A 17,863-nucleotide genomic window follows, 5' to 3' on the forward strand; every position below is an offset into this window, starting at 1 on the left:
GGGGACGACGGGCTGTCATCCCCCGTTATCTCAGCCGTTCATGATTGATTCAAGCTGTTCCTGCGCCTCCAGCCATTCCATCTCACACTCTTCCAGCGCCGATTTGGCGCTGGCCTGCTGCTGCAGGGCGGAGGTCAGGTCTGTTTTGCGGCTCTGCTCGTAAATCGCGGTATCGCCCAGCTTGTTTTCAGCGTCGGCCAGCTGCGCGTTGTGCTTCTCCATCTGCTTTTCCAGCTTTTCAATCTGCCTGCGCAGCGGCTGGGTCTGGGTGCGCAGTTCGGCATCGCGGCGTTTCTGATCCTTACGCGCCTGGGCGCTGTTGGCACCCTCGGCTTTCGGTGACGCGTCGGCCAGAACCTGCTTCTGCAGGTCGCTCAGCCACTGCTGGTAATCTTCCAGATCGCCGTCGAAGGGTTCGACCTTGCCATCGTGCACCAGGTAAAGGTCGTCGGTGGTGGAACGCAGCAGGTGGCGATCGTGCGATACCACCACCAGCGCGCCTTCGTAGTCGATCAGCGCTTCGGTCAGCGCCTGGCGCATATCCAGATCCAGGTGGTTGGTCGGTTCATCGAGCAGCAGCAGGTTAGGACGCTGCCAGACGATCAGCGCCAGCACCAGCCGCGCTTTCTCGCCGCCTGAGAAGCGCTGGGTCTGCTCCGTCACTTTGTCGCCCTGGAAACCAAAGCCGCCGAGGTAGTCGCGTAGCTGCTGTTCCAGAATTTTAGGCGCCAGCCGGGCCAGGTGCTGCAGCGGTGATTCGTCGGCGCGCAGGAACTCCAGCTGATGCTGGGCAAAGTAACCGAGCTTAATACCCTTCGCCAGGCCGATCTCACCGGCCTGCGGGGCCAGTTCACCGGCCAGCAGCTTGATCAGCGTCGACTTACCGGCGCCGTTACGCCCGAGCAGCCCGATGCGCGAACCCGGCACCAGGTTCAGCTTGATCGAGTTAAGGATCTTTTTATCGCCGTAGCCGGCGCTGACCTTCTCCATCTTCAGCAGCGGGTTAGGCAGGCTCTCCGGCTCGCGGAAGCTGAAGGTAAACGGGTTATCGACGTGCGCCGGCGCAATCAGCTCCATGCGTTCGAGCATTTTGATGCGGCTCTGCGCCTGCTTGGCCTTGGTGGCCTTGGCCTTGAAGCGGTCGATAAAACTCTGCAGATGCGCCACCTTCTGCTGCTGGTGTTCAAACATCGACTGCTGCTGCGCCAGTTTGGTGGCGCGCTGGATCTCAAACGAGCTGTAGTTGCCGGTGTATTCGAAGATGCTCTGCTGTTCAATATGCAGGATCTTATCGACCACCGGGTCGAGGAAGTCGCGGTCGTGTGAGATCAGGATCAGCGTGCCGCTGTAGCTTTTCAGCCAGCGTTCCAGCCAGATCACCGCGTCAAGGTCGAGGTGGTTGGTCGGTTCATCGAGCAGCAGCAGATCGGAGCGGCAGATCAGCGCCTGGGCCAGGTTGAGGCGCATGCGCCAGCCGCCGGAGAAATCGCTGACCGGGCGCTGCAGTTGTTCCTGGCTAAAGCCCAATCCGCTTAGCAGGCTGGCGGCGCGGGACTGTATGGTCCATGCCTGAATGGCATCCAGCTTGCCGTGCAGCGTGGCGATAGCGTGGCCGTCGTTAATTTCATTCGCGCGATCTAATTCAGACTGCAGCTGACGAAATTCGCGGTCGCCGTCGATAACATACTCAACGGCGGGCATATCCAGCGCCGGCGTTTCCTGGTTGACCCAGGCCAGCGACCAGCTGCCGGGATAGCTGAAGCTGCCGGCATCGGCGCTTATCTCGTTTTTCAGCAGGGACAGCAGGGTGGATTTGCCGCAGCCGTTTTTGCCCACCAGGCCCACTTTCTGGCCGGGGTTGATGGTCGCGGTGGCGTTATCCAGCAGGACGCGCACGCCGCGACGTATTTGTAACGAGGAGAAGACAATCATAAGCGCCGTTAGTCCATAATATGTTAAATTAATCCATCATAAATAAGTTTCCGGAATCACTGATTCCGTTGCGTCGAGCATGGTAGCGGATTTCGCCTGCCGTGACGACGATTTGGAGGGGAATGATGTCGCAGCCGCCTAAGGTCCTGCTGTTGTATGCCCATCCGGAGTCACAGGACTCGATTGCCAATCGCGTTTTGCTACAACCGGCCCGGCGCCTGGAACATGTGACGGTCCATGACCTGTACGCAGAGTATCCGGATTTTTTTATTGATATTCACCGCGAGCAACAGCTGCTGCGCGAACATCAGATTATCGTTTTTCAACATCCGCTTTATACCTACAGCTGCCCTGCTCTGCTGAAAGAGTGGCTGGACCGCGTGCTGTCGCGCGGCTTTGCCAGCGGCCCCGGTGGCAACGTGCTGGAGGGTAAATACTGGCGCAGCGTGATCACCACCGGAGAGCCGGAGGCCGCCTACCACCAGGAAGGGCTGAACCGTTACCCGATGTCAGACATTATGCGGCCCTTTGAACTGACCGCGCAGATGTGCCGCATGCACTGGATGACGCCGATGATTATTTACTGGGCGCGTCGCCAGACGGCTGACGTGATGCAAAATTATGCCCGCGCCTACGGCGACTGGCTGGGCAATCCGCTGCCCTATGGAGGAGTGTAAATGGAAGGTCAAAGCCTCCTGACCGCGGGAGTGGTTTATCTGTTTGCCGCGGTGATTGCGGTACCGATCGCCGCCCGGCTCGGTATCGGCGCGGTGCTCGGCTATCTGCTGGCGGGGATCGCCATCGGCCCGTGGGGACTCGGTTTTATCAGTGACGTGGATGAGATCCTGCACTTCTCCGAGCTGGGCGTGGTGTTTCTGATGTTTATCATCGGGCTGGAGCTGAACCCGTCTAAGCTGTGGCAACTGCGGCGCTCGATCTTCGGCGTCGGTGCCGCGCAGGTGATTCTGAGCGCCGCAATCCTTGGCGGCCTGCTCTACCTGACCGACTTCTCCTGGCAGGCGGCGCTGATTGGCGGTATCGGCCTGGCGATGTCCTCCACCGCCATGGCGCTGCAGCTGATGCGTGACAAAGGCATGAACCGCAGCGAATCCGGTCAGCTCGGCTTCTCGGTGCTGCTGTTCCAGGACCTGGCGGTGATCCCGGCGCTGGCGCTGGTGCCGCTGCTGGCCGGCGGCGACAGCGGTCATACCGACTGGATGAAGGTGGGCATGAAGGTGCTGGCGTTTGCCGGCATGCTGGTCGGCGGGCGCTATCTGCTGCGGCCGATCTTCCGCTTTATCGCTGCCTCCGGCGTGCGGGAAGTGTTTACCGCCGCGTCGCTGCTGCTGGTGCTGGGCTCGGCGCTGTTTATGGACGCGCTGGGGCTGTCGATGGCGCTGGGCACCTTTATCGCCGGGATCCTGCTGGCGGAGAGTGAGTACCGCCACGAGCTGGAGACGGCGATCGACCCGTTTAAAGGGCTGCTGCTGGGGCTGTTCTTCATCTCGGTCGGGATGGCGCTGAACCTGGGCGTGCTCTATACCCATATCATTGAGATCCTGATCGGCGTGGTCGGCCTGGTGGCGGTAAAAACCGGCGTGCTTTACCTGCTGGCGCGGATCTACGGCCTGCGCAGTTCTGAACGTCTGCAGTTCTCCGGCGTGCTGAGCCAGGGCGGGGAGTTTGCCTTTGTGCTGTTCTCCGCGGCGTCGTCGGCGAAGCTGTTTAGCGGCGATCAGATGCCGCTGCTGCTGGTGACGGTCACGCTGTCGATGATGACGACGCCGTTGCTGATGCAGGGCGTGGATAAAATTCTTGAACGGCGTTTCAACGAGCCCGATGAGAGCGCGGAGAAACACTTTGTCGAGGACGATAAGCCGCAGGTGATCGTGGTCGGCTTCGGCCGCTTTGGTCAGGTGGTGGGGCGTCTGCTGATGGCGAATGACAAGCGGGTCACCGTGCTGGAGCGCGACATCAGCGCGGTCAGCCTGATGCGTAAATATGGCTACAAGGTCTATTACGGCGATGCCACCGAGCTGGAGCTGTTACGCGCCGCCGGGGCAGAAACCGCGCAGTCGATCGTGATAACCTGCAACGATCCGGAAGACTCGATGCATATCGTGCACCTGTGCCAGCAGCACTTCCCGCATCTGGCGATCCTCGCCCGCGCCCGCGGCCGCGTGGAGGCACACGAACTGTTGCAGGCCGGCGTGACCCAGTTCTCGCGTGAAACCTTCAGCAGCGCGCTGGAGCTGGGCCGCAAGTCGCTGATCTCCGTCGGCATGCACCCGCACCAGGCGCACCGTGCGCAACAGCACTTTCGCCGGCTGGATATGCGCATGCTGCGTGAGCTGATGCCGAGCCACGACGACAGCGTGCAGATCTCCCGCGTGAAAGAAGCGCGGCGCGAGCTGGAAGATATCTTCCGCACCGAGATGAAATACGAAAAAAGTCAGTATGACGGCTGGGATGAGCAGCATTAACCACGAACTCAACGAGATGATTATGCGTAAACGTTTTATCGCTGGCGCCACCTGTCCGAAGTGCCAGCAGAAAGATACCCTGGCGCTGTGGCGCGAGAATAATGTCGATGTGGTTGAGTGCGTTAAGTGCGGGCATCAGATGCGCGAGGCGGACAAACAGGTGCGTAAAGAGGTGCGTGAAAACGAACAGGTCATCGGCATTTTTCACCCGGAGTAGCGCGATCGCCCCGCTTTTTTTATGCTTAAGGGTACAGCCGCGGTTGAAATTCGATACAATTGCCGCCACTTAGAGTCCTCCCGCTGAAGGTTAAAACCAGCGGGAATACGAATTCACGCTCTCAACGGTTTTAGGAGTCATCATGAAAGTAGCAAAAGACCTCGTGGTCAGCCTGGCATACCAGGTACGTACAGAAGACGGTGTGTTGGTTGATGAATCCCCGGTGAGTGCACCGCTGGATTACCTGCACGGTCACGGTTCCCTGATCTCCGGCCTGGAAAAAGCGCTGGAAAATCGCGAGCCGGGCGACAAGTTTGACGTTAAGATCGAAGCTAACGACGCTTACGGCCAGTTCGATGACAACCTGGTGCAGCGCGTACCGAAAGACGTCTTTATGGGCGTGGACGAACTGCAGGTTGGCATGCGCTTTATGGCGGAAACCGATCAGGGCCCGGTGCCGGTTGAAATTACCGAAGTGGAAGACGAGCACGTGGTGGTTGACGGTAACCACATGCTGGCCGGTCAGAACCTGAGCTTCAACGTGGAAGTCGTTGCGGTGCGTGAAGCGACCGAGGAAGAGCTGGCCCACGGCCACGTTCACGGCGAGCACGGTCATCACCACGATCACGACCATGACCACGAAGGTGGTTGTGGTACCGGCGGCTGCGGCTGCAGCCACTGATCTTCCGTCGTCTTTCGCGCTGCGGGTGCGTTTACCGCCTTCCTGCAGCACGAAATACTCGGAATATCTGTCAAAGAGGTCACGCAAATGCGTGGCCTTTTTTTTGGTTACTGCGCTGGCTGGAACAGGGGGTCTGTGCGTGTGTCGGCTGTGCGAGCGTGCCCGGCTCAGGGAGCCTGTCCACTCCGTAAAGACGCAAAAAACGTCATCCATGACAGCTCAGCGCGGGCCGTCCGTGGCCCGTGATGCTTTACTCCGTGGACAGGCTCCCTTCGCTTCATATTGCTGAGTTGCCTGAAGGGCAACCAACAGCCCGATCCGTGCTGCTCATTAGTAATGCGGAGGAGGGGTTTCTTCGGATTGTGAGGCGATGAGGGATGGCGCTGCTTCCTTTAACTTATCGGTCAGCAGGCGCATCTGTTCGCGCAGGCGGGCCATCTCCAGCTGATGCTGAACCACCGTTTCGTTGAGTTCATCGATAGTGTGATCCTGAAACGCCAGTTTGCTTTCCAGCCGCTCCAGCCGCTCTTCCAGCCATGATTGTTGCATTCTGTTTCCTCCTGTTACTACCTGCGGCGCTTTCTCGGCGCGAATTGTCCGATTCTAAGGGTAAAAGGCAGGCGAAAACAGGTAAAATGACGTAGATTGGCCGCCAGAGGTTGAAAAGTCGTACCGCTGACGCCACTGAAGGTGGTGAAACTTTCGGGCAATCACGCGGTCGGAAGTTAACTTTAGTTTTATGCAGGGGAGCGCCCCTGAGACCCGTTACAGCACAGACCGCCGGTCTGCCAACGATTCCCCGGGGTGAGATGCTTCGGTTTTGGAGAAATGGATGAAATCACTGTTTAAAGTTACTTTATTAGCTACCACTCTGGCTGCGGCGTTCACCGCACCGCTGGCCATCGCTGCCGACGCTGCTGCGGCTCCTGCTGCTCAGCAGGCGCCAAAAAACGCGGCGTTCAAGAACGATGACCAGCAGTCGGCCTATGCGCTGGGTGCTTCTCTGGGCCGCTACATGGAGAACTCCCTGAAGGAGCAGGAAAAACTGGGCATCGCTCTGGATAAAAACCAGCTGATTGCCGGCGTTCAGGATGCGTTTGCGGGTAAAAGCAAGCTGACTGACCAGGAAATCGAGCAGACCCTGCAGTCCTTTGAAGGCCGTGTGAAAGGTGCCGCTCAGGCCAAAATGGAGAAAGATGCGAAAGAGAACACCGCTAAAGGTGAGGCTTACGCAGCGAAATTCGCCAAAGAGAAGGGCGTGAAGAAAACGGAATCCGGCCTGCTCTACCTGGTAGAGAAAGCGGGTGCCGGTGAGTCACCGAAAGACAGCGATACCGTGGTGGTGAACTACAAAGGTACCCTGGTTGACGGCACCGAGTTCGATAACTCTTACACCCGCGGCGAGCCACTGTCATTCCGTCTGGACGGCGTGATCCCAGGCTGGACCGAAGGCCTGAAGCAGGTCAAGAAGGGTGGCAAAATCAAGCTGGTGATCCCACCGGCGCTGGCCTACGGCCAGAATGGCGTTCCGGGCATTCCGGCTAACTCTACGCTGGTATTCGAGGTTGAGCTGCTGGACATCAAACCGGCCGCTAAAGCCGACGAGAAAGCAGAACAGCCTGCAGCAGCAGCGGCTGATAAAGCCAAAGCGCAGTAATTGTATCACCGCCACCTGCGGGTGGCGGTGCTCCCGCCTGCGATTAATTCCTGTTTCCACTGGCTTTTAACCCGTGCAATTTCCGTGGAAAGGTCGGGACACGGCTTTCCCATATTTGCTAGACTAGCCAGCGCGCATTATAACTAAGAATGAGTCTGCCCTTGCGCCGTGTGACAGGCTCTTGTCAGAGGGTGGTGTCGTCAATGTCTAATTCCCTGTTTTCCGGTGATGTTGCGGATTCGGATCTGCTTGAGCAGCGTCCTTTCCTGCCCGGTGACTTCGAAATTTTAAAATCTTATGAGGCCGTGGTTGACGGTCTGGCGATGCTGATCGGTTCGCATTGCGAAATTGTGCTGCATTCGCTGGAAGATTTGAAATGCTCTGCGGTGAGGATCGCTAACGGTGAACATACCGGGCGAAAAATTGGTTCTCCTATCACCGATCTGGCGTTGCGCATGCTGCATGATATGACCGGTGCCGACAGCAACGTCTCTAAAGCCTATTTTACCCGTGCCAAAAGCGGCGTGCTGATGAAGTCAGTGACCATCGCTATCCGCAATCGTGACAAGCGGGTGGTGGGGCTGCTGTGCATCAACATGAACCTCGACGTGCCGTTCTCGCAGATCATGGCGACCTTTATGCCGCCGGAGACGCAGGAAGTGGCCTCTTCGGTTAACTTTGCCTCATCGGTGGAAGACCTGGTGATGCAGACGCTGGAGTTCACCATTGAGGAAGTCAGTACCGATCGCAACGTCTCTAACAACGCCAAGAACCGGCAGATCGTGTTGAACATGTATGAGAAGGGAATTTTCGACATTAAAGACGCGATCAATCAGGTGGCGGACCGCCTGAACATCTCTAAACATACGGTTTATCTCTACATCCGTCAGTTTAAGAACGGCGACTTCCACGGTCAGGACAAGTAGTGCGCTTCAGCCTGATGGTGACCGGCCCAGCCTACGGCACCCAGCAGGCCAGCAGCGCGCTGCTGTTTGCCCGTGCGCTGCTGGAGCAGGGGCACGCGTTGGAGAGTATCTTCTTCTATCGGGAGGGGGTGCTGAACGCCAGCCTGCTGAACGCTCCCGCCAGCGATGAGTGTGATTTAACGCGCCAGTGGCAGCAGCTGCATCAGCAACACGGGGTGGCGCTGAACATTTGCGTGGCGGCGGCTCTGCGCCGGGGCATCAGCGACGAGCGTGAAGCGTTGGCGCTGGGGCTGCCCACGGCCAACCTTGCCGCGGGCTTTCAGTTAACCGGCCTGGGGGCGCTGGCAGAAGCGCTGCTCGGCTGTGAGCGGATGGTACAGTTCTGATGAAACGCATCGCTTTTGTCTTCAGCCATGCGCCGCACGGCTCCAGCGGCGGGCGGGAAGGGCTGGACGCCGCGCTGGCCACCTCAGCGCTGAGCGACGAGATTGCGCTGTTCTTTGTCAGCGACGGCGTGCTGCAGTTGACCAGCGGCCAGCGGCCCGGGCAGATTCTGGCGCGTAACTACATCGCCACCTTTGGCGTGTTGCCGTTGTACGACGTCGACCGCTGCTACCTGTGTGCGGCGGCGCTGGCGGAGCGTGGTCTGAGCGAAACGCTGCCGCGGGTGCTGGACGCCGAGGTTCTGTCTCCGGCCGAACTGAGCGAGCTGCTGCACCAGTACGACCGCGTACTGGTCTTCTGAGGTCACCATGCTCCATACGTTAATGAGTTCACCGTTCCACTGCGATCTGCCGGCGTTACAGCGTCTGCTGGCCGCTGGCGACGATCTGCTACTGCTGCAGGATGGGGTGCTGGCGGCCCTGGCAGGCAGTCAGGCGCTTGAATCGCTACAGCTTGCCCCCATATCGATCTACGTGCTGAAGGACGATGTGGAGGCGCGTGGGCTTTCTGCTCAAATTTCGACCAGTGTGATGCAGGTAGGCTATACTGACTTCGTCAGGCTGACGGTCAAACATCCGCAACAAATGACCTGGTAAATGCGGTAATCCTGGTTATTTCTTGACACCTTTTAAGCTCAGCTCTAAAATTCCGCGGCCTCGTGATTCTGCGAGGCGATTTATTACGTGTTTACGAAGCAAAAGCTAAATTCCAGGAGCTATTTAATGGCAACAGTTAATCAGCTGGTTCGCAAACCACGCTCAAGCAAGGTTGCTAAAAGCAACGTGCCTGCGCTGGAAGCCTGCCCGCAGAAACGTGGTGTATGTACTCGTGTATACACTACTACCCCGAAAAAACCGAACTCCGCACTGCGTAAAGTATGCCGTGTTCGTTTGACTAACGGTTTTGAAGTTACCTCCTACATCGGCGGTGAAGGTCATAACCTGCAGGAACACTCCGTGATCCTGATCCGTGGCGGTCGTGTTAAAGACTTGCCAGGTGTGCGTTACCACACCGTTCGTGGCGCGCTGGACTGCTCAGGTGTTAAAGACCGTAAGCAGGCCCGCTCCAAGTACGGCGTGAAGAAGCCAAAGGCTTAATGGTTCTCCGTTAAGTAAGGCCAAACGTTTTAACTTAAATGTCAAAATAAACTCGTAGAGTTTTGGACAATCCTGAATTAACAACGGAGTATTTCCATGCCACGTCGTCGCGTCATTGGTCAGCGTAAAATTCTGCCAGATCCTAAGTTCGGATCTGATCTGCTGGCTAAATTTGTAAATATCCTGATGGTAGATGGTAAAAAATCTACCGCTGAAACAATCGTTTATACCGCGCTGGAGACCCTGGCTCAGCGTTCTGGTAAAAACGCACTGGAAGCTTTTGAAGTAGCCCTGGACAACGTCCGCCCAACCGTGGAAGTTAAATCCCGTCGCGTTGGTGGTTCTACTTATCAGGTTCCGGTTGAAGTTCGTCCGGTTCGTCGTAATGCCCTGGCAATGCGCTGGATCGTTGAAGCTGCTCGTAAACGCGGTGATAAATCTATGGCTCTGCGCCTGGCGAACGAACTTTCTGATGCTGCAGACAACAAAGGTACTGCAGTTAAGAAACGTGAAGACGTTCACCGTATGGCCGATGCCAACAAGGCGTTCGCTCACTACCGCTGGTAACAGCTCTGTAGTTGTTATTAACCCAGCGGGCGTTCAAGTAGCCAACCCGCTGGGATTTACTAACTTAGAACGTCCGAGAATCAGAGGAATCAAATGGCTCGTAAAACACCCATTGAGCGCTACCGTAACATCGGTATCAGTGCGCACATCGACGCCGGTAAGACCACAACTACCGAACGCGTTCTGTTCTACACCGGTGTAAACCACAAAATCGGTGAAGTACATGACGGCGCAGCAACCATGGACTGGATGGAGCAGGAACAGGAACGTGGTATTACCATCACATCCGCTGCGACCACCTGTTACTGGTCTGGTATGGCTAAACAGTTTGAGCCGCACCACGTGAACATCATCGACACCCCGGGACACGTTGACTTCACCATCGAAGTTGAGCGTTCTATGCGTGTGCTTGATGGCGCAGTAATGGTTTACTGTGCAGTTGGTGGCGTTCAGCCACAGTCTGAAACCGTATGGCGTCAGGCTAACAAATATAAAGTTCCACGCATCGCGTTCGTTAATAAAATGGACCGCATGGGTGCAAACTTCCTGAAAGTTGTTGATCAGATGCAAAAACGCCTGGGTGCAAACCCGGTGCCATTGCAGCTGGCTATCGGCGCTGAAGAAAAATTCACCGGGGTTGTTGACCTGGTGAAAATGAAAGCGATCAACTGGAACGAAGCCGATCAGGGCGTGACCTTCGAATACGAAGAGATCCCAGCTGATATGCAGGAACTGGCAGAAGAATGGCGTGCGAAGCTGGTTGAAGCCGCAGCTGAAGGCTCTGATGAGCTGATGGAGAAATTCTTTGGCGGCGAAGAGCTGACTGAAGAAGAGATCAAAACTTCTCTGCGTAAGCGCGTTCTGAACAGCGAAATCATTCTGGTCACCTGTGGTTCTGCATTTAAGAACAAAGGTGTTCAGGCGATGCTGGATGCGGTTGTTGAATATCTGCCAGCACCGACTGACGTTACCGCGATTAACGGTATGTTAGACGATGGCAAAGACACTCCGGCTGTTCGTCACTCAGACGACAACGAGCCGTTTGCTGCTCTGGCGTTCAAAATCGCTACCGACCCGTTTGTAGGTAACCTGACCTTCTTCCGCGTTTACTCCGGTGTGGTTAACACGGGCGATACCGTGTTCAACCCGGTTAAGTCAAACCGTGAGCGTCTGGGCCGTATCGTTCAGATGCACGCTAACAAGCGTGAAGAGATCAAAGAAGTTCGTGCGGGCGACATCGCAGCGGCGATCGGCCTGAAAGATGTGACCACGGGTGACACCCTGTGTGATCCGGACAACGTGATCATTCTTGAGCGTATGGAATTCCCTGAGCCGGTAATCTCCATCGCCGTTGAGCCGAAAACCAAAGCTGACCAGGAAAAAATGGGTCTGGCTCTGGGTCGTCTGGCGAAGGAAGATCCATCGTTCCGCGTTTGGACTGATGAAGAAACCAACCAGACCATCATCGCTGGTATGGGTGAGCTGCACCTCGACATCATCGTTGACCGCATGAAGCGTGAATTCAACGTTGAAGCGAACGTCGGTAAACCTCAGGTTGCTTACCGTGAAGCGATTCGCGCGAAAGTTACCGATATCGAAGGTAAACACGCCAAGCAGTCTGGTGGTCGTGGTCAGTACGGTCATGTTGTTATCGACATGTACCCACTGGAGCCGGGCTCTAACCCTAAAGGTTACGAGTTCATCAACGACATCAAAGGTGGTGTAATCCCTGGTGATTTCATCCCTGCGGTTGATAAAGGTATCCAGGAGCAGCTGAAGTCAGGTCCTCTGGCGGGTTATCCGGTGGTTGATCTGGGCGTTCGTCTGCACTTCGGTTCTTACCATGACGTTGACTCCTCTGAGCTGGCATTTAAACTGGCGGCTTCTATCGCGTTCAAAGACGGCTTCAAGAAAGCAACTCCGGTACTGCTTGAGCCGATCATGAAGGTTGAAGTAGAGACTCCGGAAGAGAACACCGGTGACGTTATCGGTGACCTTAGCCGTCGTCGTGGTATGCTCAAAGGACAGGAATCTAACGCTACTGGCGTTCAGATCCACGCTGAAGTTCCGCTGTCCGAAATGTTCGGATACGCGACTCAGCTGCGTTCTCTGACTAAAGGCCGTGCTTCATACTCTATGGAGTTCCTGAAGTACGATGATGCGCCGAACAACGTCGCTCAGGCCGTTATTGAAGCTCGTAGCAAATAAGCTACAGTTTTAAAATATTGATCCTATGCTCTCACCAAAGGGTGAGAGCATTAAAGTAAGGAATATAGTCGTGGCTAAAGAGAAATTTGAACGTTCCAAACCGCACGTCAACGTAGGTACTATCGGCCACGTTGACCACGGTAAAACTACCCTGACTGCTGCTATCACCACCGTTCTGGCTAAAACCTACGGCGGTTCTGCACGTGCATTCGACCAGATCGATAACGCACCAGAAGAGAAAGCTCGTGGTATCACCATCAACACTTCACACGTTGAATATGACACCCCAAGCCGTCACTACGCACACGTTGACTGCCCAGGCCACGCCGACTATGTGAAAAACATGATCACCGGTGCTGCGCAGATGGACGGTGCAATCCTGGTTGTTGCTGCGACTGATGGCCCAATGCCACAGACCCGTGAGCACATCCTGCTGGGTCGCCAGGTTGGCGTTCCGTTCATGATCGTATTCATGAACAAATGCGACATGGTTGACGACGAAGAGCTGCTGGAGCTGGTTGAAATGGAAGTTCGTGAGCTGCTGTCTGCTTACGATTTCCCTGGCGACGACATCCCGGTTGTTCGCGGTTCAGCACTGAAAGCCCTGCAGGGTGAAGCTGAGTGGGAAGAGAAAATCATCGAGCTGGCTGGTCACCTGGATTCTTACATCCCAGAGCCAGAGCGCGCGATTGACAAGCCATTCCTGCTGCCTATCGAAGACGTGTTCTCTATCTCAGGCCGTGGTACCGTTGTTACCGGTCGTGTAGAGCGCGGTATCATCAAAGTTGGTGAAGAAGTTGAGATCGTTGGTATCAAAGATACCGTGAAATCAACCTGTACCGGCGTTGAGATGTTCCGTAAGCTGCTGGACGAAGGCCGTGCGGGTGAGAACTGTGGTATCCTGCTGCGCGGTGTTAAGCGTGAAGATATCCAGCGTGGCCAGGTTCTGGCTAAGCCAGGTTCAATCAAGCCACACACCAAGTTCGAATCTGAAGTGTACATCCTGTCCAAGGATGAAGGCGGCCGTCATACTCCGTTCTTCAAAGGCTACCGTCCACAGTTCTACTTCCGTACAACTGACGTGACCGGTACCATCGAACTGCCAGAAGGCGTAGAGATGGTAATGCCAGGCGATAACATCCAGATGGTTGTTACCCTGATCCACCCAATCGCAATGGACGACGGTCTGCGTTTCGCAATTCGCGAAGGCGGCCGTACCGTTGGTGCAGGTGTTGTTGCTAAAGTTATCGCTTAATTGTGATACTTGTACTGGCAGAGCCTGCTCTGCCAGAGCACAGAAAAGAGAGCGCTTCGGCGCTCTTTTTTTATGCGATAAATCACGCAGGGTAGTTGCTTTAATCGCGTATGCACGTATAATACGCGGGCCTGCCAATATGGTAAGGCGCGATTCAATATGAATTGCAGGTCGTTGCGAAAGCAGTGACCAACAATACTCGCGATATGCGGGTTATGTGCTTAACGATTACACTCTTCCATCAATCGTAATGGATATGAGTAGTAATTCTTTTCGTTTATAAATAATTGGAGCTCTGGTCTCATGCAGAACCAAAGAATCCGTATCCGTCTTAAAGCGTTTGATCATCGTCTGATCGATCAATCAACTGCGGAAATCGTAGAGACTGCCAAGCGCACTGGTGCGCAGGTACGTGGTCCTATCCCGCTGCCGACCCGCAAAGAGCGCTTTACCGTTCTGATCTCCCCGCACGTCAACAAAGACGCGCGCGATCAGTATGAAATTCGCACTCACAAGCGTCTGGTTGACATCGTTGAGCCAACTGAAAAAACGGTTGATGCTCTGATGCGTCTGGATCTGGCTGCAGGTGTTGACGTGCAGATCAGCCTGGGTTAATCAGGTCATTGAGCGATTGAGAGGTTGAAACAATGATTGGTTTAGTCGGTAAAAAAGTGGGCATGACTCGTATCTTCACTGAAGATGGCGTTTCTATCCCAGTAACCGTGATCGAAATTGAAGCAAACCGCGTGACTCAGGTTAAAGGCCTGGCGAACGACGGCTACACCGCTGTTCAGGTAACTACCGGTGCTAAAAAAGCAAACCGTGTAACTAAGCCTGAAGCAGGTCATTTTGCTAAAGCTGGCGTTGAAGCTGGCCGTGGTCTGTGGGAATTCCGTACCGCCGAAGGCGAAGAATTCACCGTAGGTCAGAGCATTAACGTTGACATTTTCGCTGATGTGAAAAAAGTTGACGTGACTGGTACATCTAAAGGTAAAGGTTTTGCCGGTACTGTTAAGCGCTGGAACTTCCGTACCCAGGATGCTACCCACGGTAACTCCTTGTCCCACCGCGTTCCGGGTTCTATCGGTCAGAACCAGACTCCGGGCAAAGTGTTCAAAGGCAAGAAAATGGCAGGCCAGCTGGGTAACGAACGTGTAACCGTTCAGAGCCTGGATGTGGTACGCGTTGACGCTGAGCGCAACCTGCTGCTGGTTAAAGGTGCAGTTCCCGGTGCTACCGGTAGCGACCTGATCGTTAAACCAGCTGTTAAGGCGTAAGGGGATAGCAATGGAATTAGTATTGAAAGACGCGCAAAGCGCGCTGACTGTTTCCGAAACTACCTTCGGTCGTGATTTCAACGAAGCGCTGGTACACCAGGTTGTTGTTGCTTATGCAGCAGGTGCTCGTCAGGGTACTCGTGCTCAGAAGACTCGTGCTGAAGTAACTGGTTCAGGCAAAAAGCCATGGCGCCAGAAAGGTACCGGCCGCGCTCGTGCAGGTTCTGTTAAGAGCCCAATCTGGCGTTCAGGTGGTGTGACCTTTGCTGCGAAGCCACAGGACCACAGTCAAAAAGTAAACAAAAAGATGTACCGCGGCGCGCTGAAAAGCATCCTGTCCGAACTGGTACGTCAAGAACGTCTGATCGTTGTCGAGCAGTTCTCTCTGGAAGCGCCTAAAACTAAGCTGCTGGTAGAGAAACTGAAAGACATGGCTCTGGAAGACGTGCTGATCATCACTGGCGAACTGGAAGAGAACCTGTTCCTGGCCGCACGTAACCTGTACAAGGTTGACGTACGTGATGCAGCGGGTATCGACCCAGTTAGCCTGATCGCCTTCGACAAAGTCGTTATGACTGCTGATGCAGTTAAGCAAGTTGAGGAGATGCTGGCATGATCCGTGAAGAACGTCTGCTGAAAGTACTGCGCGCGCCGCACGTATCTGAAAAAGCATCTGCTGCGATGGAAAAAACTAACACCATCGTTCTCAAAGTTGCGAAAGACGCGACCAAAGCAGAAATCAAAGCCGCTGTGCAGAAACTTTTCGAAGTGGAAGTAGAAACCGTGAACACCTTGCTGGTTAAAGGCAAGACTAAGCGTTCAGGTCAGCGTATTGGTCGTCGTAGCGACTGGAAAAAAGCTTACGTCACCCTGAAAGAAGGCCAGAATCTGGACTTCGCAGGCGGCGCTGAGTAAGTCGGAGGAGAAGAACAATGGCAATTGTTAAATGTAAACCGACATCTCCGGGTCGTCGCCACGTAGTTAAAGTGGTAAACGCGGAGCTGCACAAGGGCAAACCATTCGCCCCGCTGGTTGAGAAAAACAGCAAATCCGGCGGCCGTAACAACAATGGTCGCATCACTACCCGTCATATCGGTGGTGGTCACAAGCAGGCTTACCGTATTGTTGACTTCAAACGCAACAAAGATGGTATCCCAGCGACCGTTGAACGTCTTGAGTACGATCCGAACCGCTCTGCGAACATCGCACTGGTTCTGTACAAAGATGGTGAGCGCCGTTACATCCTGGCCCCTAAAGGCCTGAAAGCTGGCGATCAGATTCAGTCTGGCGTTGATGCTGCGATTAAAGCGGGTAACACCCTGCCAATGCGTAACATCCCAGTGGGTTCTACCGTTCACAACGTAGAAATGAAACCAGGCAAAGGCGGTCAGATTGCTCGCTCAGCTGGTACTTACGTGCAGATCGTTGCGCGTGATGGTTCCTACGTTACCCTGCGTCTGCGTTCTGGTGAAATGCGTAAAGTCGAAATCGACTGCCGCGCGACCCTGGGCGAAGTCGGTAACTCGGAGCACATGCTTCGCGTTCTGGGTAAAGCCGGTGCAACTCGTTGGCGTGGTGTTCGTCCTACCGTTCGCGGTACTGCGATGAACCCAGTCGATCACCCGCACGGTGGTGGTGAGGGTAAAAACTTTGGTAAGCACCCGGTAACTCCGTGGGGCGTTCAGACCAAAGGTAAGAAAACCCGCAGCAACAAGCGTACTGATAAATTTATCGTACGTCGCCGTAGCAAATAATTTTAGAGGATAAGCCATGCCACGTTCTCTCAAGAAAGGTCCTTTTATTGACCTGCACTTGCTGAAGAAGGTAGAGAAAGCTTTGGAAAGCGGAGACAAGAAGCCACTGCGCACTTGGTCCCGTCGTTCAACGATCTTCCCTAACATGATCGGTTTGACCATCGCTGTCCATAATGGTCGTCAGCACGTTCCTGTCTTTGTTTCCGACGAAATGGTCGGTCACAAACTGGGTGAATTTGCACCGACTCGTACTTATCGCGGCCACGCGGCAGATAAGAAAGCCAAGAAACGCTAACAGGAGGAAGAGATGGAAACTATCGCTAAACATCGCCACGCTCGTTCTTCTGCCCAGAAGGTTCGCCTGGTAGCAGATCTTGTACGCGGTAAGAAAGTGTCGCAGGCTCTGGATATTCTGACCTACACCAATAAGAAAGCTGCTGTATTGGTTAAGAAAGTCCTGGAATCTGCCATTGCTAACGCCGAACACAACGATGGCGCTGACATTGATGATCTGAAAGTCACGAAGATCTTCGTAGACGAAGGCCCAAGCATGAAGCGCATTATGCCTCGTGCAAAAGGTCGTGCAGATCGCATCCTGAAGCGCACCAGCCACATTACTGTGGTTGTGTCCGATCGCTGAGACTCTGGAGACTAGCAATGGGTCAGAAAGTACATCCTAATGGTATTCGCCTGGGTATTGTTAAACCCTGGAACTCTACCTGGTTCGCAAATACCAAAGAATTCGCTGACAACCTGGACAGCGACTTTAAAGTTCGTCAGTTCCTGACCAAGGAACTGTCTAAAGCATCCGTCTCTCGTATCGTTATCGAGCGTCCGGCTAAGAGCATCCGTGTGACCATTCACACCGCTCGTCCTGGCATCGTTATCGGTAAGAAAGGTGAAGATGTAGAAAAACTGCGCAAGGTCGTCGCGGATATCGCTGGCGTTCCTGCACAGATTAACATCGCCGAAGTCCGTAAACCGGAGCTGGACGCTAAGCTGGTTGCTGACAGCATCACTTCACAGCTGGAGCGTCGTGTGATGTTCCGTCGTGCTATGAAGCGTGCTGTACAGAACGCAATGCGTCTGGGCGCTAAAGGGATTAAAGTTGAAGTTAGTGGCCGTCTGGGCGGTGCAGAAATCGCGCGTACCGAATGGTACCGTGAAGGCCGCGTGCCACTGCACACTCTGCGTGCAGACATTGACTACAACACCTCTGAAGCCCACACCACTTATGGTGTAATCGGCGTTAAGGTATGGATCTTCAAAGGTGAGATCCTGGGTGGTATGGCTGCTGTTGAACAACCGGAACCGGCTGCTCAACCTAAAAAGCAGCAGCGTAAAGGCCGTAAGTAAGGAGAGTC

Annotated in this window: 23 protein-coding genes; 21 read left to right on the forward strand and 2 right to left on the reverse strand. The window is 54.9% G+C overall.

What is annotated here, in order from left to right; all coding sequences use genetic code 11:
- Positions 1–30: 30 nt before the first annotated feature.
- Positions 31–1,932, reverse strand: a complete 1,902-nt coding sequence (locus GKQ23_RS03015) for an ABC transporter ATP-binding protein (RefSeq protein ID WP_212409746.1) — start codon at positions 1,930–1,932, stop codon at positions 31–33.
- Positions 1,933–2,057: 125 nt separating this feature from the next.
- On the opposite strand from GKQ23_RS03015, the gene kefG reads away from it, so the two are divergent.
- The 4 genes from kefG (at position 2,058) to slyD (ending at position 5,314) form a co-directional block, all read left to right on the forward strand.
- A complete protein-coding gene (gene kefG, locus GKQ23_RS03020; protein ID WP_056232480.1) occupies positions 2,058–2,609 on the forward strand; it encodes a glutathione-regulated potassium-efflux system ancillary protein KefG in 552 nt (183 codons plus the stop codon).
- Positions 2,610–4,415, forward strand: a complete 1,806-nt coding sequence (kefB, locus tag GKQ23_RS03025) for a glutathione-regulated potassium-efflux system protein KefB (protein WP_056232478.1) — start codon at positions 2,610–2,612, stop codon at positions 4,413–4,415.
- A gap of 16 nt (positions 4,416–4,431) precedes the next feature.
- Positions 4,432–4,632 (forward strand): YheV family putative zinc ribbon protein, encoded by a 201-nt coding sequence (locus GKQ23_RS03030; RefSeq protein WP_056232790.1) that lies wholly within the window; start codon positions 4,432–4,434, stop codon positions 4,630–4,632.
- A 142-nt stretch (positions 4,633–4,774) separates the two neighbouring features.
- Entirely contained in the window at positions 4,775–5,314 is a 540-nt protein-coding gene (gene slyD / locus GKQ23_RS03035; RefSeq protein ID WP_056232477.1) for a peptidylprolyl isomerase, read from the forward strand.
- Between the two features lie 330 nt (positions 5,315–5,644).
- Here the strand turns inward: slyD and GKQ23_RS03040 are convergent, their stop codons facing one another.
- Positions 5,645–5,863, reverse strand: a complete 219-nt coding sequence (locus GKQ23_RS03040) for a protein SlyX (RefSeq protein WP_056232475.1) — start codon at positions 5,861–5,863, stop codon at positions 5,645–5,647.
- Positions 5,864–6,146: 283 nt separating this feature from the next.
- Between GKQ23_RS03040 and fkpA the strand changes: the two genes are divergently transcribed.
- The 17 genes from fkpA to rpsC all read left to right on the forward strand — a co-directional run bounded on the left by fkpA (position 6,147) and on the right by rpsC (position 17,855).
- Positions 6,147–6,971, forward strand: coding sequence for an FKBP-type peptidyl-prolyl cis-trans isomerase (gene fkpA, locus GKQ23_RS03045; RefSeq protein WP_056232473.1), 825 nt, complete (start codon positions 6,147–6,149; stop codon positions 6,969–6,971).
- Positions 6,972–7,174: 203 nt separating this feature from the next.
- A complete protein-coding gene (locus GKQ23_RS03050) occupies positions 7,175–7,897 on the forward strand; it encodes a transcriptional regulator (RefSeq protein WP_056232471.1) in 723 nt (240 codons plus the stop codon).
- Entirely contained in the window at positions 7,897–8,283 is a 387-nt protein-coding gene (tusD, locus tag GKQ23_RS03055; protein ID WP_056232469.1) for a sulfurtransferase complex subunit TusD, read from the forward strand. Before GKQ23_RS03050 ends, tusD begins: the two co-directional genes overlap by 1 nt.
- A complete protein-coding gene (gene tusC / locus GKQ23_RS03060; RefSeq protein WP_056232467.1) occupies positions 8,283–8,642 on the forward strand; it encodes a sulfurtransferase complex subunit TusC in 360 nt (119 codons plus the stop codon). Before tusD ends, tusC begins: the two co-directional genes overlap by 1 nt.
- A 7-nt stretch (positions 8,643–8,649) precedes the next feature.
- Entirely contained in the window at positions 8,650–8,937 is a 288-nt protein-coding gene (gene tusB / locus GKQ23_RS03065; RefSeq protein WP_056232465.1) for a sulfurtransferase complex subunit TusB, read from the forward strand.
- A gap of 126 nt (positions 8,938–9,063) precedes the next feature.
- Complete coding sequence (gene rpsL / locus GKQ23_RS03070; RefSeq protein WP_056232463.1) at positions 9,064–9,438, forward strand: 30S ribosomal protein S12; 375 nt, start codon at positions 9,064–9,066, stop codon at positions 9,436–9,438.
- Positions 9,439–9,534: 96 nt separating this feature from the next.
- Positions 9,535–10,005, forward strand: coding sequence for a 30S ribosomal protein S7 (gene rpsG / locus GKQ23_RS03075; RefSeq protein WP_056232460.1), 471 nt, complete (start codon positions 9,535–9,537; stop codon positions 10,003–10,005).
- A 93-nt stretch (positions 10,006–10,098) separates the two neighbouring features.
- Positions 10,099–12,213 carry an elongation factor G gene (fusA, locus tag GKQ23_RS03080; RefSeq protein WP_212409747.1) on the forward strand — a complete coding sequence of 705 codons (2,115 nt, stop codon included), beginning with the start codon at positions 10,099–10,101 and terminating at the stop codon, positions 12,211–12,213.
- Between the two features lie 70 nt (positions 12,214–12,283).
- Positions 12,284–13,468 carry an elongation factor Tu gene (gene tuf, locus GKQ23_RS03085; protein WP_212409748.1) on the forward strand — a complete coding sequence of 395 codons (1,185 nt, stop codon included), beginning with the start codon at positions 12,284–12,286 and terminating at the stop codon, positions 13,466–13,468.
- Positions 13,469–13,771: 303 nt separating this feature from the next.
- Complete coding sequence (rpsJ, locus tag GKQ23_RS03090) at positions 13,772–14,083, forward strand: 30S ribosomal protein S10 (RefSeq protein WP_001181005.1); 312 nt, start codon at positions 13,772–13,774, stop codon at positions 14,081–14,083.
- A 32-nt stretch (positions 14,084–14,115) separates the two neighbouring features.
- Positions 14,116–14,745, forward strand: coding sequence for a 50S ribosomal protein L3 (gene rplC / locus GKQ23_RS03095; RefSeq protein ID WP_056232452.1), 630 nt, complete (start codon positions 14,116–14,118; stop codon positions 14,743–14,745).
- A 10-nt stretch (positions 14,746–14,755) separates the two neighbouring features.
- The gene (gene rplD, locus GKQ23_RS03100) at positions 14,756–15,361 is read left to right on the forward strand and encodes a 50S ribosomal protein L4 (protein ID WP_056232449.1); all 606 of its coding nucleotides are present in this window, start codon (positions 14,756–14,758) and stop codon (positions 15,359–15,361) included.
- Positions 15,358–15,660, forward strand: coding sequence for a 50S ribosomal protein L23 (rplW, locus tag GKQ23_RS03105; protein ID WP_056232446.1), 303 nt, complete (start codon positions 15,358–15,360; stop codon positions 15,658–15,660). Before rplD ends, rplW begins: the two co-directional genes overlap by 4 nt.
- Before the next feature lie 17 nt (positions 15,661–15,677).
- Positions 15,678–16,499 (forward strand): 50S ribosomal protein L2, encoded by an 822-nt coding sequence (gene rplB / locus GKQ23_RS03110; protein ID WP_056232443.1) that lies wholly within the window; start codon positions 15,678–15,680, stop codon positions 16,497–16,499.
- Positions 16,500–16,515: 16 nt separating this feature from the next.
- Positions 16,516–16,794 (forward strand): 30S ribosomal protein S19, encoded by a 279-nt coding sequence (rpsS, locus tag GKQ23_RS03115; RefSeq protein WP_004160590.1) that lies wholly within the window; start codon positions 16,516–16,518, stop codon positions 16,792–16,794.
- Between the two features lie 12 nt (positions 16,795–16,806).
- On the forward strand, positions 16,807–17,139 hold the full coding sequence (gene rplV, locus GKQ23_RS03120; protein WP_000447532.1) for a 50S ribosomal protein L22: 333 nt from the start codon (positions 16,807–16,809) through the stop codon (positions 17,137–17,139).
- Positions 17,140–17,156: 17 nt separating this feature from the next.
- Positions 17,157–17,855, forward strand: a complete 699-nt coding sequence (gene rpsC / locus GKQ23_RS03125) for a 30S ribosomal protein S3 (protein WP_045854067.1) — start codon at positions 17,157–17,159, stop codon at positions 17,853–17,855.
- Positions 17,856–17,863 lie beyond the last annotated feature (8 nt).

Origin of the sequence: Erwinia sp. E602 (assembly GCF_018141005.1) — a bacterium.
Lineage (GTDB): Bacteria > Pseudomonadota > Gammaproteobacteria > Enterobacterales > Enterobacteriaceae > Erwinia.